This is a genomic window from Falsiroseomonas sp. HW251, assembly GCF_050563545.1.
In the GTDB taxonomy this organism is placed as follows: domain Bacteria; phylum Pseudomonadota; class Alphaproteobacteria; order Acetobacterales; family Acetobacteraceae; genus Falsiroseomonas.
On sequence record NZ_JBNXUM010000005.1, the window covers coordinates 44377 to 58019 of the forward strand.

The following is a 13643-nucleotide window of genomic DNA, read 5'->3' on the forward strand; positions in this document are numbered from 1 at the left end:
TCAGCCGATATGCTCGGCGTGGTGCTGCAGGTACCACGCCGCGATCTCCTCCCGCGTCGTCCACCAGACGTCGGGGAAGGTCCTGGCGTAGTCCACGAAGTCGCGCAGCGCGCGGATGCGGAAGGGCTGGCCGATGACATGCGGATGCAGCCCGATGTTCATCAGGCGGCCGCTCGTCGCCCCTTCGCGGTAGAGCTCGTCGAACTGTTCCTTGAAGACGGCGAAGGCGCCGTTCACGTCCTTCCCTTGGCGCAGGAACACCGTGAAGTCGTTGACCTCCGAGGTGTAGGGGATCGAGACCATCTTCCGTCCACCCTCGCAGTGCATGAGGTAGGGCTGGTCGTCGTTCAGCAGGTCGGTGAAGAAGATCAGCCCTTCCTCCGCCAGGATGTCAGGCGTGTTCGGGGTGGATCGCAGCGAACAGGAAAGCCAGCCCCTGGCGGGCTTGCCGACGACCTCCCGGTAGACCTTCAGCGTCTCCCGGATAACCTGTCGCTCGCCCTCGATGTCGAACTGGTAGTTCGTCAGCAGGTCGGTCTGGACGTAGTTGTGCGCGACGATCTCCCAGCCGCGATCGAGCGCGTGCTTCACGACGGCGTGGCGCTCCAGCCCCATCTTGGCGTTCATCGTGCAGCTCGTCGGCACGCCGGCACCCTCGAACGTCTCGAACATGCGCCAGACGCCGACGCGTTGGCCGTATTCGCGCCAGGTCCAGTTCGGGTTGTCATAGACATTGCCCGGCAGCATGTCGGTGATGATGGACGGACCGCCGGGATAGAAGGGCTTGTCGGTGTCCTTGGTACGGTCCCAGTACTCGAAGTTGGTAGTCAGCAGCATCGCAATGCGCGCGCCGTTCGGCCAGCGCAGCGGCTTGCGGTGCGGCATCGGGACGTAATCGTAATGCATGGCGCAACCCTTCGGGCCAGGTCACGCGAGACGATGCCCGCGGCGCGGCGCCCCGGCAATCCGGCCCGGCCGGCTCCGCGAACACCCTGTTGCGACGCCGTTACGGCCAGCGTTAAGCTTGGCTAAAGGCTGCACCCGCCCAGAGGCCGCCATGCTTGAGGATCCCGGCCGGACGCCGGATGAGCTTCGCGCCTTCGCCCGGCGCTGCCGGACGCTGGCGGCGGGCGTGGGCTCGAGCCAGGACAGGCAGCATCTGCTCGACCTCGCCGTCACGCTCGAGTCCGAGGCACGCTCGGTGGAAGCCGTGCAGGGCGGCCCTCTGCCCGCCGGCGCCTATTCCTCGCAGAACACGGACTGAGCGCGACCGGTCAGCGGTTCCGGGACATCGCGCCGTCATTGCTGGCCGCCACTCCCGGGCGTGGATGGGCGGGACAGCGCGGCCTTCGCCGCGGCGACGGCGAGATTCGCCTCGCGCAGCGCGAAGGCCACGCGGTTGCGCGCGCGCAGCGCATCCACGGCGGCGTACCTCTCCTCATCCGATCCTGCCTCCGTGGCCGCGAGGTCGCGGATCGGCTGCAGCGTCGCCCAGTCCGGCATGGGCAGGGCGTGCGGGTGCAGGAAGCGGTCGCCATCCGTGTAGTCCGCCGGCACCAGCGCGCGCGACGCCCGCATCAGCGCGGCGTTCGCGGCCGCTGCCGCAGTGTCCGAGACAGCGCCGGCATGGGCCGCGACCGCTTCCGCCGCCGTCTTCAGCGCGGTCGCCGCCGCGACCAGCCCCGAGACGTCGAAGCGGCCTTCCAGCCTGCCAGCGACGGCCGCAATCTCCTGCAGCAGCGCATCCGCCGTCCGTGCATGGTCCAGCGGCAGGATGCGCGCCGTCAGCAGGCGCCAGTTCACCTGCAGCAGCACGCGCGTGTCGCGGACCAGATTCGCCTCGTCCACCTTGTCGAGGAGGTCGTGCGGCGTGTGCCACCACCACCCCAGCGCGTTGCGGGCCTGCGCGGGCTTGCCGGGCTGCTCGCTGATCGAGCCGAGCATGGACGGCACGCCGATCCCGACGAAGCTCTCGTCCGAATTCCGCGCCTTGCGCTTGCCCCTGTAGGTCTGGTTGGTGTGGGACTGCACGGCTTCCGCCGCGAGGTGCCACAGCTCCGACATGGACGCCGTGTTCTCCAGCACCGTCGCGCCGGCCCCGCCCAGGCTGTCCACGTTCACATGGGCGACGCAGCGGCGATCGAGCTCGTCCCAATGGCCGTCGGCATACCAGGCCGATCCGGAATAGCGCCCATGCGAATGCCCGGACCAGAAGCAGACGCGCAAGCCGCGTCGCAGCGAGGATTTCCGCTGAGCGACCAGCCGCGCGACCTCCATCATCCCCGCATTGGCGGAGCCGTTGTCCATCACGCCGAAATACCAGGTGTCGTGGTGCCCCGACATCAGCACGAAGGCCCCGTCGGGATCGGGCCCGTCCAGGTCGCATTGCAGGATCGGCGTCTTGCGCCAGCCCGTGTCCACCTCGGCGTTCAGCGTCACCAGCGGCGATTTCCCGGCCGCCAGCGCGTCCCGGATCGCGCCGCCATCGGCGGCGGACACGCTGCACACCACGGTGCTCGGCAAGCCGTCCCTCGTGCTCAGGCCCGGGTTGCCCCACACCGGCGAGATGCACATCTCGTGGATGTGCTCGTGATGGCTGATGTGAAGCTGGCCCGCCGCGCCCGCCTGGCTGGAACGCTGCGCCACGGCCGGCGTCGCCATGCCCTCCAGCAGCAGGATGCGGCCGGCGACGTCCTTGCCGGCGAAATCGGCCTCCGTTCCGTGGCCCATCGGGACCGGCACGCCGGACAGCCCGCCGGCAGGCGAGGGGAGGGAGAAAGAGTGCGTGATCGCCTTGAGCTCCCTCCCATCCACCAGCACGCTCGCCTTGCCCGGCAGCGAGATGAAGGCGTCGTGCAGCAGCACCTGCGTGCGGTAGCCGTAGTCCTTCATGCGCTTCTCGACGAAGCCCAGCGCCTCGCGCTCCTCCGGCGTGCCGGACAGCTTCACCCAGCGCGCGATCTCGCGCAGGTTCGCCATCATCTCGGCGCCGCTGACTGAATCCATCAGCGCTTCGGGCAAGGCGTCGGTCATGGTGCTCGCTTCCTCGATCCGTCCGCACGCCGGCGGTGCGGAGCACATGCGTTCATCGGGCGATGCCGGCGGCCAGCACCGACGCCGCGAAGGCCCGATCCCGGCCCCGTGACGCAGGAATGCTGGCATGGCTCGGCCCGCCCCGCAAAGAGTGCGCCGATGTCTTCGCGTCCGGTTTGACCGCCCCCGTCCAGGGCGCTAGCGAGGATGGGGGGAGGCACCGCGCCATGTCCGTCAGCGCCTATCTGCACCACCTGCAGCTGCTCAGCCCCGACCCGGAAAGGCTCGCCGCCTTCTACGGCGACGCGATAGACATGGCGGTGAGCAGGCGCGGCGACGTCTTTCTCTGCACCGGCGCACGCCGCCGCATTCTGGTTGCCGCGGGGCCTGCGAAGACGCTCGGCTTCGCCGGCCTGGCCTGCCGCGATGCTGGCGACCTGGCCGCGCTGCGCGCAAGGGCCGAAGCCGGCGGCATTCCGATCGAGCCCTCGCCCAGCCCGCTCCTGTCCGATGCGTTCTGCGTGCGCGACGCCGACGGCAACCGCATCGTCTTCGGCCTGCATAGCGGCGATCCCTCGGACGGCGCGCGCCGCCTGAACGGCCCGATCCAGCACCTGACCTTCGCCACCCGGGACCTCGACGCTTTCCATGACTTCTACGCCCGCAGGCTGGGCTTCTTTGTCAGCGATCGCGTCATCGACACCGCGGGCACAATGCGGACCTGCTTCACCACGTCGAACCACGAACACCACACCATCGCCGCGTTCCTGGCCGACCGCACCGGCATCGACCACCACAGCTACGAAGCCGGCGACTGGATAACGATCCGGGACTGGTGCGACCGTTTCGGCGCGCGCCGCATCCCGCTGATCTGGGGGCCGGGGCGGCACGGCCCCGGCAACAACCTCTTCGCCTTCATCGCCGATCCCGACGGCAATTGGATCGAGATCTCGGCCGAGCTCGAGATCATCCACGACCGTCCGGCGAAGGACTGGCCGCACGAGCCCCACACCCTGAATTCCTGGGGCCAGGCCATCATGCGGTCGTGACGCAGGTCCTTGTCGTCGGCGCCGGCCCCACGGGGCTGACGCTGGCCAACCTGCTCGGCGTCATGGGCGTCCGCACGCTGCTGGTGGAGCGCAACAGCACCACCGTGCAGGAACCGCGCGCCGTCTCCATCGACGACGAGGCGCTGCGCACGCTGCAGGCCGCCGGCCTGGTGGAGCAGGTGCTGAAGCATGTCGTGCCGGGCTACGGATCGCACTACCACGGCCCGGACGGGAGCCGCTTCGCGACGGTGGAGCCGACCGGCACGCCCTATGGCTATCCCCGCCGCAACGCCTTCCGCCAGCCGCGGCTGGAGGCGCAGCTTTCGGACGGCCTGGCCCGCTTCCCGCATGTCGAGACCCGCTTCGGCTGGCAGCTCGAGAGTTTTCAGGCCTTTCCCGACGGCGTGGAGGCGACGATGGCCGGCCCCATGGGTCGCCAGCGCATCGTCTGTGATTTCGTCGTGGGCTGCGATGGTGCGTCGTCCACGGTGCGCGCCAGCCTTGGCATCCAGCTCTCCGGCACCAGCTTCGACGAGCGCTGGCTGATCGTGGATCTCGAGAACAGCGCGAACACGACGAAGCACACCAGGGTCTTCTGCGACATCCGCCGCCCCTGCATCACGCTGCCCGGACCGGACCGCACGCGCCGCTACGAATTCAAGCTGCTGCCGGGAGAGAGCGATGCGCAGATGCTGGAGCCCGCCGTGATCGCGCGCCTCCTGCGCGAGCATGAGGCCGATCCCGACGCCACGATCCGCCGCACCGTCGTCTATCGCTTCCATGCCCGCGTCGCCCCGCGCTGGTGCGTCGGGCGCCGCATCTTCCTCGCCGGCGACGCCGCGCATCTCACGCCGCCCTTCGCGGGGCAGGGGATGAACAGCGGCTTGCGCGACGCGCAGAACCTGGCCTGGAAGCTCTCTGCGGTGCTGGACGGGCGCGCCGGCCCGGCGCTGCTCGACAGCTACGATGCCGAGCGCCGCGACCACATGTGGCAGATGATCAAACTGGCGCTGCGCATGGGCCGCATCATGGCGCCGCCTTCGGCGTTGCATGGCGTGCTGACCCGCGCGGCATTCCGCGCGCTGAACGTCTGGCCGCCGGCGCGGGACTATGTCGCGCAGATGAAGTACAAGCCGAAGCCGCGCTTCGAACACGGCTTCCTGGTGTCCGACCGCCGCGGCGCGCGGCGCACGCGGGTCGGGCGCCTGTTCCCGCAGCCGCGCGTACTGACGGGGCAGGGGCCGCGGCTGCTCGACGAGGTGCTGGGCAACGGCTTCGCGCTGGTCGCGCGCGATCCCGCGGGGCTCTCCGCGCTGCGCCATGCGCTGCTGGACCGGCTCCGCGTGGCGCGGCTTGCCATCCTGCCGCGCGGCAGCGCGTCCCGCGACGGCGCCGTCGCGCTGGACAGCGCGGAGGACCCGCTGGCCGACCATGACGCGGAGGCCCTTCTGCTGCGCCCCGACCACTACGTTGCCGCGGCACTTCCCTTTTCCGGCGCGGACCCCGTGCTGTCGCAACTGGAAGCGATGCTCGACGGCTGACTTGCCGCCGCGTCTGCGCCGTGCCTAGCATCGCGCACGGGGAAGGAAGCAGCGTGGCCACGGTCGAGCTCCGCGGAGTCCGCAAGACATTCGGCGACGTGCAGGTCGTGCATGGCGTGGACCTCGCCATCGCGGATGGCGAATTCGTGGTCCTCGTCGGCCCCTCGGGCTGCGGCAAGTCCACGATCCTGCGGATGGTCGCGGGGCTGGAGGAAGCCTCCGACGGCCAGATCGTTGTCGACGGCGCGGTGGTGAACGAACGCGATCCCAAGGATCGCGACGTCGCCATGGTCTTTCAGGACTACGCGCTCTACCCCCACATGTCAGTGGCCGAAAACATGGGCTTTTCGCTGCGCTGGCGCGGCGTGGCGAAGGGCGAGATCGCGCGGCGCGTCCAGCAGGCCGCGCAGGTCCTGGACATCGCGCACCTGCTGGACCGCCGCCCGCGGGAGCTCTCGGGCGGGCAACGCCAGCGCGTGGCCATGGGTCGTGCCATCGTGCGCGACCCCAAGGTCTTCCTCTTCGACGAGCCGCTGTCGAACCTGGACGCCAAGCTGCGGGTGCAGATGCGGACCGAGATCAAGCGCCTGCGCGACCGGCTGCGCGCGACGACGATCTATGTCACGCACGACCAGGTGGAGGCGATGACGCTTGCCGACCGGATCGTCGTGATGAAGGGCGGCCTGGTGCAGCAGCTCGGCACGCCGGAGGAGATCTACGACCGCCCTGCCACCACCTTCGTCGCGGCGTTCATGGGCGCGCCGGCGATGAACCTGCTGTCCGGCCGCGTCGAATCCGGCCGTGCGCTGCTGCCGGACGGCACGACCTTGGCGCTCGATCGCGCGGCGCCGGACGGACCTGCAACCATCGGCATCCGCCCCGAACGCCTGATCTGGCTGCCGCCCGGCAGCGCGGCGCCCGCCGCGATCGAAGGCCCCGCGGCGGTGGTGGAGCCGCTGGGCAGCGAGACGCTGGTGACGCTCGATCTCGCGGGATCGGACCTGCATGCCCGCGTACCCGCGCGCAGCGTGCGTCGGGCTGGCGAGCCGGTGCGCCTGGCGCTGGAAGCCGAAGACATCCACCTCTTCTCCACCGAAGGGGCGCGGCTGTGACTGATCCGCCCCGAATCCCTGCCGAGAAGCTCGTAGCGGGCACCCGCATCCGCCTCGCGGTCGTCCCCGACGCGCAGGCGCTGACTGCCGCCTTCGCGGAGACGCTGCTGGCGGAATATCTTGCAGCCAAGGCTGCCGGGCGAGGGACGGTGGTCTTCATCGTCCCGGTCGGCCCCGTCGGGCAGTACGACGTCCTGGCTGATCTGTGCCATGCGCGCGGCCACTCGCTGTCCGACCTGTTGATGATCGGCATGGACGAATACCTGACGCCCGCCGGCGACTGGATCGCGGAGGACGACCCCCTGTCCTTCCGCGGCCATATGCGCCGTCACATGACGGCGAAGATGCCGGACGGCGCCGCGCCTCGCATCGTCTTCCCCGATCCGCGCAGGCTGGATGAGGTTCCGTTGCTGGTTTCGCGCCACGGCGTGGATGTGGCCTTCGGTGGTGTCGGCATCCGGGGTCACCTGGCGTTCAACGAACCGCCGGAGCCCGGCGAGATCGTGTCAGTGGACGAGTTCGCGCAGCGGCCGACGCGCGTACAGGCGCTGAACCGGGAGACGCGCACGATCAACGCCGTCACCGCGACGCGCGGCGCCATCGACCTGATCCCGACGCATGCCGTGACCATCGGCATGAAGGAGATCCTGTCGGCGGGGAAGCTGCGGCTCTTCATGAACCGCCCCTGGCAGACCGCGGTCCTGCGCAAGCTGCTGCACGGCCCCGTCACGCCGGACGTGCCCGCGAGCTACGCGCAGCGCCACCCCGACTGCTCCATCACCGTCACCGAGGAGGTCACGCGTATGCCCGGGGCCACGCTCGCATGATGCGCGTCGCGCTGATCGGCTATGGCGCCTGGGGCCGGCACCACGCCCGCGCGCTTGACGCCGCGCCTTCGGCAGAGCTTGCCGCCATCGTGGCGCATGGCGAGACGGGCGCGGCGGCCGCCTCGGTCGAACGTCCGGGCGTGCCGGTGCACCGCGACCTCGGGCCGGTCCTGGCCGATCCGTCCATCGAGGCCGTGGTCGTCGCATCGCCGAACGCCACGCACGCCGCCATCGCGCTCGCCGCGCTGAAGGCCGGCAAGCATGTGCTGCTGGAAAAGCCGATGGCGCTGACCGCGACGGATTGCGACGCGCTGATCGCCGCGGCGCGTGACGCCGGCCGCGTGCTGACGATCGGGCATGAGCTTCGGGTCTCCACCCAATGGGGCCGCATCAAGTCGCTGATCACGGAAGGCGCGATCGGCGCGCCGCGGCATGCCAGCCTGTCGCTGTTCCGCTTTCCCTACCGCACGGGCTCCGGCGGCTGGCGCTACGATCTCGGCCGCGTGGGCTCCTGGATCCTCGAGGAGCCCGTGCACTTCTTCGACCTCCTGCTGTGGTACGGCGCGGCCTGGGGCCCGCCCGTCGCGCTGCGCGCGGTCGCGGAGGGAGATCCCGCCATGCCCCGCGCGCTGGCGGTCACACTGCGCTTCGCCAATGGCGCCTTCGCGAGCGTCAACACGATCGTCGGCGGCTTCGAGCATCACGTCGCGCTGCACGTCATGGGTGACAACGGGGCGATCCGGTCGCTCTGGTCGGCCGCCATGGACCGCAGCTTCGCGCCCAACGCCTCGCTGCACCTGTTCCGCGGGCGCGCCCAACCCGGCGAGATGGCGGAAGCCATTCCGATCACGGAAACCGGCGAGGTCTATGAACTCGTCACCCAGGCCGAGCAGGCGATCCAGGGTTTTCGGGCCGGCCAGGCGCTGGTGCCGCCCGAGGCCGGTCGCGATGCCGTGCGCTGCTGCCTGATGGCCGAACGCTCGGCCCGCGAAGGGCGCGAAATCCCGTGGAACGAAGGGGGCGGTACGCCCTAGGTTGACGCCAACGACACGAACGCAACAGGAGGAACGGTCATGCTGTCACGTCGCACGCTTCTGCAGGCCACTGCTCTTTCGGCGCTGGCCGCACCCGCCGTCGCCCAGGCCAGGCGGTCCATCAGCTTCCTCACCTGGAACATCGTGGACCAGGAACCGCTGATCCGCCGCTGGATCGAGAGCTTCCAGCGCGCCAATCCCGGCGCCGAGGTCGAGTGGATCGACAAGAAGGGGCCGGAACTGCCGCCCTTCTACCAGACGCAGCTCGCCGCCGGCACGCCGCCGGACGTCATCAACACGCAAGGCGCACTCTGGCTGGAATACGCGGCCTCCGGCGCGCTGCTGGACGTGACGCAGCGCATCCAGGCCGATGCCGACATACGCAACCGGTTCAACGCCAACTACCTCTCGAACTGGACGCTGGAGGGCAGGAATTGGATGCTGCCCTTCTACATCACCAAGACGCTGCTCTTCTACAACCGCACCATGTTCCAGCGCGCCGGCCTCTCGGGGCCGCCGCAGAGCTTCGACGAGATCCTGGCCCACGCCGGCAAGATGGCGCAGGGCGACGCGACGGGCTTCCTCACGCTGAACTTCGACTGGCTGTACTGGCCGCTCTTCGCCATGAACGACGTGCAGCTCCTGACCCCCGACCTGCGCCGCACCGCTTTCAATACGCCGAAGGCGATCGAGGTCGTGGAGAAGCTGGCCCGCGCCAGCGACACTGGCGCGATCAACAAGATCTCCTGGACCGGCCGCTGGGTGGAGCCGAACGGTGCCTTCGCCGCCGGCAATGTCGGCATGCTGCACGCCCACAGCCCCGCCTATTTCTTCATCCGCGGCCAGGGCAACTGGGTGAATGCCGACACGCTCGGCGTCGCGCAGATGCCGGGCTACTACTCCACGCCGAACAGCCACGGCCTCGGCATCTCCAAGGGGTCGCGCAACCCGGATCTCGCCTGGGCCTTCCTGAAGCACATCACCTCGGACGAGATGGCCGGGATGTTCGCGCGGGAGCGCCGCATCCTCACCGGCAACACCGCGGTGGACCAGGCGCTGCTCGCGCAGCTCCGCACCGAGGATCCGCTGGTGCACAGCGTGCTGCAGACCCAGCTGGAGCATACGGACAAGATGGTCGGCAACTGGCCGATCCCGCAGGACGCGCGCGTCAAGGATGCCTTCTGGCCGGAGCTGCAGAATGCGCTGCTCGGCCGCAAGACGGCACGTCAGGCGCTGGCGGATGCGGATCGCCGCGTCGCGCGGGAGCTCGGCCGGGCGTGAGCGGCTGGTGGGGCAGGAAGCGGACGCGCCAGGCTGCGCTGGTCTTCTGCTTCCTGCTCCCCTCGCTGCTGATCTTCATCCTCTACCGTGTCCTGCCGCTGGGCTGGAACGTCGTGCTGTCCTTTCAGTCCTGGTCGCCCATGCGCCCCGCGCGCTGGGTCGGGCTCGAGCATTACGAGGAGATGCTGTTCTACGACGACATCTTCTGGGAAGCGCTGTTCAACACGCTGATCTGGATCGGCGCCGCGCCGATCGCGATCGTCCTCGCGCTATGCATCGCGCTGCTGGTGAACTCCGACCTGAAGGGCGCGAGCGTCTACCGCACCATCGTCTTCCTCTCCTACCCCCTGATGACGGTCGCTGTCGGCATCATCTGGCGCTGGATGTATGACGAGCGCGGCGGCTTCATCAACTGGGCGCTGCGCAGCCTCGGCATCATCGACAGGCCCCTGGGCTTCCTGCAGTCATTCGACCTGGCAATGCCCAGCGTCATCCTGACCGACATCTGGCAGGTCTTGGGCTTCTACATGATCATCTTGCTGACGGGCCTCCAGCAGATTCCGCGCCACCTGTATGAGGCCGCGCAGGTAGACGGCGTGCCGCGCCACGCGGTGTTCCTGCACATCACCCTGCCGATGCTGCGGCCCTCGCTGTTCCTCTGCGCGGTCATCGGGCTGCTCAACAGCTTCACCAGCTTCGACCTGGTCTATGTCATGACGAACGGCGGCCCGGGCCATGCGACGGAGCTGCTGATCACCTATATCTACAAGCTCGGCTTCGGGCAGACGAAGTTCGACTACGCCGCCGCCGTCACCGTCGTGCAGTTCCTGCTGCTGCTGGTGCTGACCTTCCTGGCGAACCGCCTGTCCGGCGGCAATGCCGGCGCGGTGGAGAAGGAATGATGCGCCGCGGCTTTCCCTGGGCGCGCCACGCCACGCTGGTCGTGGTCTCCGTGCTGATGCTGCTGCCGTTCTACTGGGTGCTGAAAACCGCCATCACCAACGAGAACATATACGCGTACCCGCCGAGCCTCCTGCCGCGAGACCCGCATCCCTACAATTTCGTCGATGTCTGGTACCTCATTCCCTTCCCGCGCTACCTGCTGAACAGCATCATCGTCTCGCTGCTCGCGGTCGTCGGCAACGTCGTGCTGAACGCCATGGCGGCCTATGCGCTGACGCAGAATTTCGCGGGCAAGAAGCTCGTCGTGCTGCTGCTGCTGTCCTGCATGCTGATCCCGTTCCAGGCCACCATCATCCCGGCCTACCTCATCACGGCGCGGATCGGCGCGCTGAACAGCTATCTCGGCCTGGCGCTGCCGCTGCTCTCCACCATCGTCTGCATCTTCATCTACAAGGCCGCGTTCGAGGCCGTGCCGCGCAGCCTGGTCGAAGCCGCGCGGATGGATGGCCTCTCGGAATGGCGCATCATCGCCCATGTGCTGCTGCCGCTCTCGAAGCCCGCCATCGCGACCAACGTCATCCTCGCCTTTATCTGGTCCTGGAACAGCTTCATGTGGCCGCTGATCATCACGCGCGACGCGAACATGCAGACGCTGCCGCTCGGCCTGGCGCGCTTCCTGTCCTACATGGAGGACACGACCGGCGCGCTCTATGCCTTCGTCTGCATGGTGCTCGCGCCGGGCCTGCTGGTCTTCCTGATGGCGCAATCCGCCTTCATCCGCGGGCTGACGCATGGGGCGACGAAGGGATGATCCCGTCCTGGATGCGCTCGCGCTGGTTCATCGTGCCGGCGGCGATCGCGACGGTCGTCATCGGCTGGAATCTCTACGTCGCGGCGAACGCGACCGGCGAGGTGCGCGGCCGCGTGGTGGACGCAGCCGGCCGTCCCGTCGCCGGCGCCACCGTCCAGCTCTTCGAGCGCGCCTTCGTCGTGAACACGGAAAAGCAGACGGCCACCACCGACGCCGCCGGCGCCTTCCGCTTCGGCGGAAACGGCAGCCACTCCGTGCAGCTCCAGGCCGAGGCCAACGGAGCGAAATCCGACCGTGTCACGCTCCGGCTGCTGTTCCGCGCGCAGGACGCCGACCTGCCCCGGCCCCTGGTGGTGGCGCGGTGACGCGCGGGGAGGACAGATCGCGATGACCGGACCGCGCACGCGCCTGATCTTCCTTGCCGGCGATCCGATCGGCCACACCAAGGGCTACGCGGAATACGCGGACGCCATCGCCGCCGGCGGCCATGACGCGGCCTACCTCCCCGCGCATGTGCCCGCCGGCAGGCTAGCCGAGTTCCTCGACGGCCTGCGCCACCTGAACAACCTCGCCGGCGTCGTCTGCACCATCCCGCACAAGCAGGACGCCGCCCGCATCGGCCGCGGCGACGAGGCGACGCGGCGCAGCGGCAGCGCCAACCTCCTGCGCCCCGACGGGCAGGGAGGGTGGGAAGCCTCCGGCGTGGACGGCGCCGGCTTCCTGATCGCCGCGCGCGCCGCCGGCATCCCGCTCGAGGGCCGCCGCGTGCAGTTGCTCGGCGCCGGCGGGGCAGGGCGCGCGGTTGCCATGGCGATTGCGGCCGAGACGCCGGCCAGCCTCGTCATCCACGATCCCGACGAGCCCCGCGCCGCCGATCTCGTCGCCGCGGTCGCCGCCGCTTTCCCGGCCCTTGGCGTGACGATCGGCCTCGGCCCCGCCGAGGTGCTGGTCAATTGCAGCGCCGTCGGGATGGGCCATGACGACCGCATGCCCTGCGATGCCGCGCTGATCCCGGGCTTCGTCTACGACGTCGTCAACCGCGCGGACACGCCGCTGCTCGTCGCTGCCCGCCTCCGCGGCGCGGTCTGCGACCACGGCTATTCCATGATGGCCGCGCAGATCCCGCTGGTGCTGCGCTGGATGCTGGATCCACGATGACCGCCACGCTCCGGCTGCTGGGCCTGCCCGACGACGCGCGCGTCGTCATCCTCCATGCCGACGACGTCGGGATGTGCCGCGGCGCCAACCGCGCCTTCCTGGAACTCGCCCGCGCCGGCCGGCTCGACTGCGGCAGCGCCATGGTGCCGTGCCCCTGGTTCCCGGAGATCGCGCATGAGGCCGCGGCCGATCCCTCGCTCGACCTCGGCGTCCATCTCACGCTGACCAGCGAATGGTACGGCTACCGCTGGGGTCCCGTGGCGGTGCGCAGCAAGACCTCCGGCCTGCTCGACGCCAACGGCTATTTTCATCGCGATTGCCTGCTGCTGCGCGCCGCTTTGGACCCGATCGCGGCCGAGGAGGAGATGCGCGCCCAGCTCGACCGTGCGCTCGCCGCCGGCATCGACGTCACGCATCTCGACACCCATATGGGCGCCGCGCTGGTGCCCGAACTCCTGCAGGCGACGATCCGCATCGCGCGCGAGCATCGCCTGCCGCTGCTGCTACCACGCGATCTGCAATCCTATCTCGGCGTGCTCCGCCTGGGCCAGGTGGACCCCGGCCCCCATGCCGAAGCCGTCGCGGAGCTCGACGCTGCCGGGCTGCCCGTCATCGACCGCTTTGCCATGACGCCCGGCGTCCCGAGCGAAGAGTCGGAGGCCGCCTATGCCGCCCTCGTCACGCCCCGCTCACCAGGTCTGACCTATGTCGCGCTGCATCCCAACGGCGCCGAGGACATTGCCGACATCCAGCGCGACCATCCCCGCGCGAAGCCGCATTGGCGGACCGACGAACTGCGCCTGTTCGGCAACGGCCATTGCGATGCCGCGATCGCCGCGGCGGGCGTGCGGCGCCTCGGCATGCGCGCGCTCCGCGACCTGCACCGGGCCTAGA

General features: G+C 69.5%; 14 protein-coding genes. 12 read left to right on the top strand and 2 right to left on the bottom strand.

Translation table 11 applies throughout. The features are described from left to right. Positions 1-906 carry a hypothetical protein gene (locus tag ACLF3M_RS07180; RefSeq protein ID WP_430656195.1) on the bottom strand — a complete coding sequence of 302 codons (906 nt, stop codon included), beginning with the start codon at positions 904-906 and terminating at the stop codon, positions 1-3. A gap of 151 nt (positions 907-1057) precedes the next feature. Between ACLF3M_RS07180 and ACLF3M_RS07185 the strand changes: the two genes are divergently transcribed. Further along, on the top strand, positions 1058-1264 hold the full coding sequence (locus ACLF3M_RS07185) for a hypothetical protein (protein WP_430656196.1): 207 nt from the start codon (positions 1058-1060) through the stop codon (positions 1262-1264). Between the two features lie 35 nt (positions 1265-1299). On the opposite strand, the gene ACLF3M_RS07190 is transcribed toward ACLF3M_RS07185, so the two are convergent. After that, positions 1300-3033: a M28 family peptidase gene (locus tag ACLF3M_RS07190; protein ID WP_430656197.1), complete on the bottom strand. Its 1734-nt coding sequence runs from the start codon at positions 3031-3033 to the stop codon at positions 1300-1302. A 227-nt stretch (positions 3034-3260) separates the two neighbouring features. On the opposite strand from ACLF3M_RS07190, the gene ACLF3M_RS07195 reads away from it, so the two are divergent. The 11 genes from ACLF3M_RS07195 to ACLF3M_RS07245 are packed head-to-tail and all read left to right on the top strand — an operon-like array spanning position 3261 to position 13642. Beyond that, entirely contained in the window at positions 3261-4082 is an 822-nt protein-coding gene (locus ACLF3M_RS07195; protein ID WP_430656198.1) for a VOC family protein, read from the top strand. Further along, positions 4079-5623 (top strand): bifunctional 3-(3-hydroxy-phenyl)propionate/3-hydroxycinnamic acid hydroxylase, encoded by a 1545-nt coding sequence (locus ACLF3M_RS07200; protein WP_430656199.1) that lies wholly within the window; start codon positions 4079-4081, stop codon positions 5621-5623. The genes ACLF3M_RS07195 and ACLF3M_RS07200 overlap by 4 nt, the downstream gene beginning before the upstream one ends. 53 nt (positions 5624-5676) lie before the next feature. After that, positions 5677-6735 (top strand): ABC transporter ATP-binding protein, encoded by a 1059-nt coding sequence (locus ACLF3M_RS07205; RefSeq protein WP_430656200.1) that lies wholly within the window; start codon positions 5677-5679, stop codon positions 6733-6735. Then, a complete protein-coding gene (locus ACLF3M_RS07210) occupies positions 6732-7562 on the top strand; it encodes a hypothetical protein (RefSeq protein ID WP_430656201.1) in 831 nt (276 codons plus the stop codon). The genes ACLF3M_RS07205 and ACLF3M_RS07210 overlap by 4 nt, the downstream gene beginning before the upstream one ends. Beyond that, entirely contained in the window at positions 7562-8596 is a 1035-nt protein-coding gene (locus tag ACLF3M_RS07215) for a Gfo/Idh/MocA family protein (protein ID WP_430656202.1), read from the top strand. The genes ACLF3M_RS07210 and ACLF3M_RS07215 overlap by 1 nt, the downstream gene beginning before the upstream one ends. A gap of 39 nt (positions 8597-8635) precedes the next feature. Next, positions 8636-9877: an ABC transporter substrate-binding protein gene (locus ACLF3M_RS07220; protein ID WP_430656203.1), complete on the top strand. Its 1242-nt coding sequence runs from the start codon at positions 8636-8638 to the stop codon at positions 9875-9877. Further along, positions 9874-10779 carry a carbohydrate ABC transporter permease gene (locus ACLF3M_RS07225; protein ID WP_430656204.1) on the top strand — a complete coding sequence of 302 codons (906 nt, stop codon included), beginning with the start codon at positions 9874-9876 and terminating at the stop codon, positions 10777-10779. The genes ACLF3M_RS07220 and ACLF3M_RS07225 overlap by 4 nt, the downstream gene beginning before the upstream one ends. Continuing rightward, positions 10776-11591, top strand: a complete 816-nt coding sequence (locus ACLF3M_RS07230) for a carbohydrate ABC transporter permease (RefSeq protein WP_430656205.1) — start codon at positions 10776-10778, stop codon at positions 11589-11591. Before ACLF3M_RS07225 ends, ACLF3M_RS07230 begins: the two co-directional genes overlap by 4 nt. Before the next feature lie 11 nt (positions 11592-11602). Then, positions 11603-11956 carry a carboxypeptidase-like regulatory domain-containing protein gene (locus tag ACLF3M_RS07235; RefSeq protein ID WP_430656206.1) on the top strand — a complete coding sequence of 118 codons (354 nt, stop codon included), beginning with the start codon at positions 11603-11605 and terminating at the stop codon, positions 11954-11956. A 22-nt stretch (positions 11957-11978) separates the two neighbouring features. Then, the gene (locus ACLF3M_RS07240) at positions 11979-12749 is read left to right on the top strand and encodes a shikimate dehydrogenase family protein (protein WP_430656207.1); all 771 of its coding nucleotides are present in this window, start codon (positions 11979-11981) and stop codon (positions 12747-12749) included. Continuing rightward, positions 12746-13642, top strand: a complete 897-nt coding sequence (locus ACLF3M_RS07245; protein WP_430656208.1) for a polysaccharide deacetylase family protein — start codon at positions 12746-12748, stop codon at positions 13640-13642. The genes ACLF3M_RS07240 and ACLF3M_RS07245 overlap by 4 nt, the downstream gene beginning before the upstream one ends. Position 13643: the final 1 nt, after the last annotated feature.

Coding starts and splice junctions, on each gene's coding strand:
- ACLF3M_RS07240 (WP_430656207.1), top strand. CDS start 11,979: ATGACCGGACCGCGCACGCGCCTGATCTTCCTTGCCGGCGATCCGATC.
- ACLF3M_RS07180 (WP_430656195.1), bottom strand. CDS start 906: ATGCATTACGATTACGTCCCGATGCCGCACCGCAAGCCGCTGCGCTGG.
- ACLF3M_RS07230 (WP_430656205.1), top strand. CDS start 10,776: ATGATGCGCCGCGGCTTTCCCTGGGCGCGCCACGCCACGCTGGTCGTG.
- ACLF3M_RS07245 (WP_430656208.1), top strand. CDS start 12,746: ATGACCGCCACGCTCCGGCTGCTGGGCCTGCCCGACGACGCGCGCGTC.
- ACLF3M_RS07215 (WP_430656202.1), top strand. CDS start 7,562: ATGCGCGTCGCGCTGATCGGCTATGGCGCCTGGGGCCGGCACCACGCC.
- ACLF3M_RS07185 (WP_430656196.1), top strand. CDS start 1,058: ATGCTTGAGGATCCCGGCCGGACGCCGGATGAGCTTCGCGCCTTCGCC.
- ACLF3M_RS07190 (WP_430656197.1), bottom strand. CDS start 3,033: ATGACCGACGCCTTGCCCGAAGCGCTGATGGATTCAGTCAGCGGCGCC.
- ACLF3M_RS07235 (WP_430656206.1), top strand. CDS start 11,603: ATGCGCTCGCGCTGGTTCATCGTGCCGGCGGCGATCGCGACGGTCGTC.
- ACLF3M_RS07195 (WP_430656198.1), top strand. CDS start 3,261: ATGTCCGTCAGCGCCTATCTGCACCACCTGCAGCTGCTCAGCCCCGAC.
- ACLF3M_RS07220 (WP_430656203.1), top strand. CDS start 8,636: ATGCTGTCACGTCGCACGCTTCTGCAGGCCACTGCTCTTTCGGCGCTG.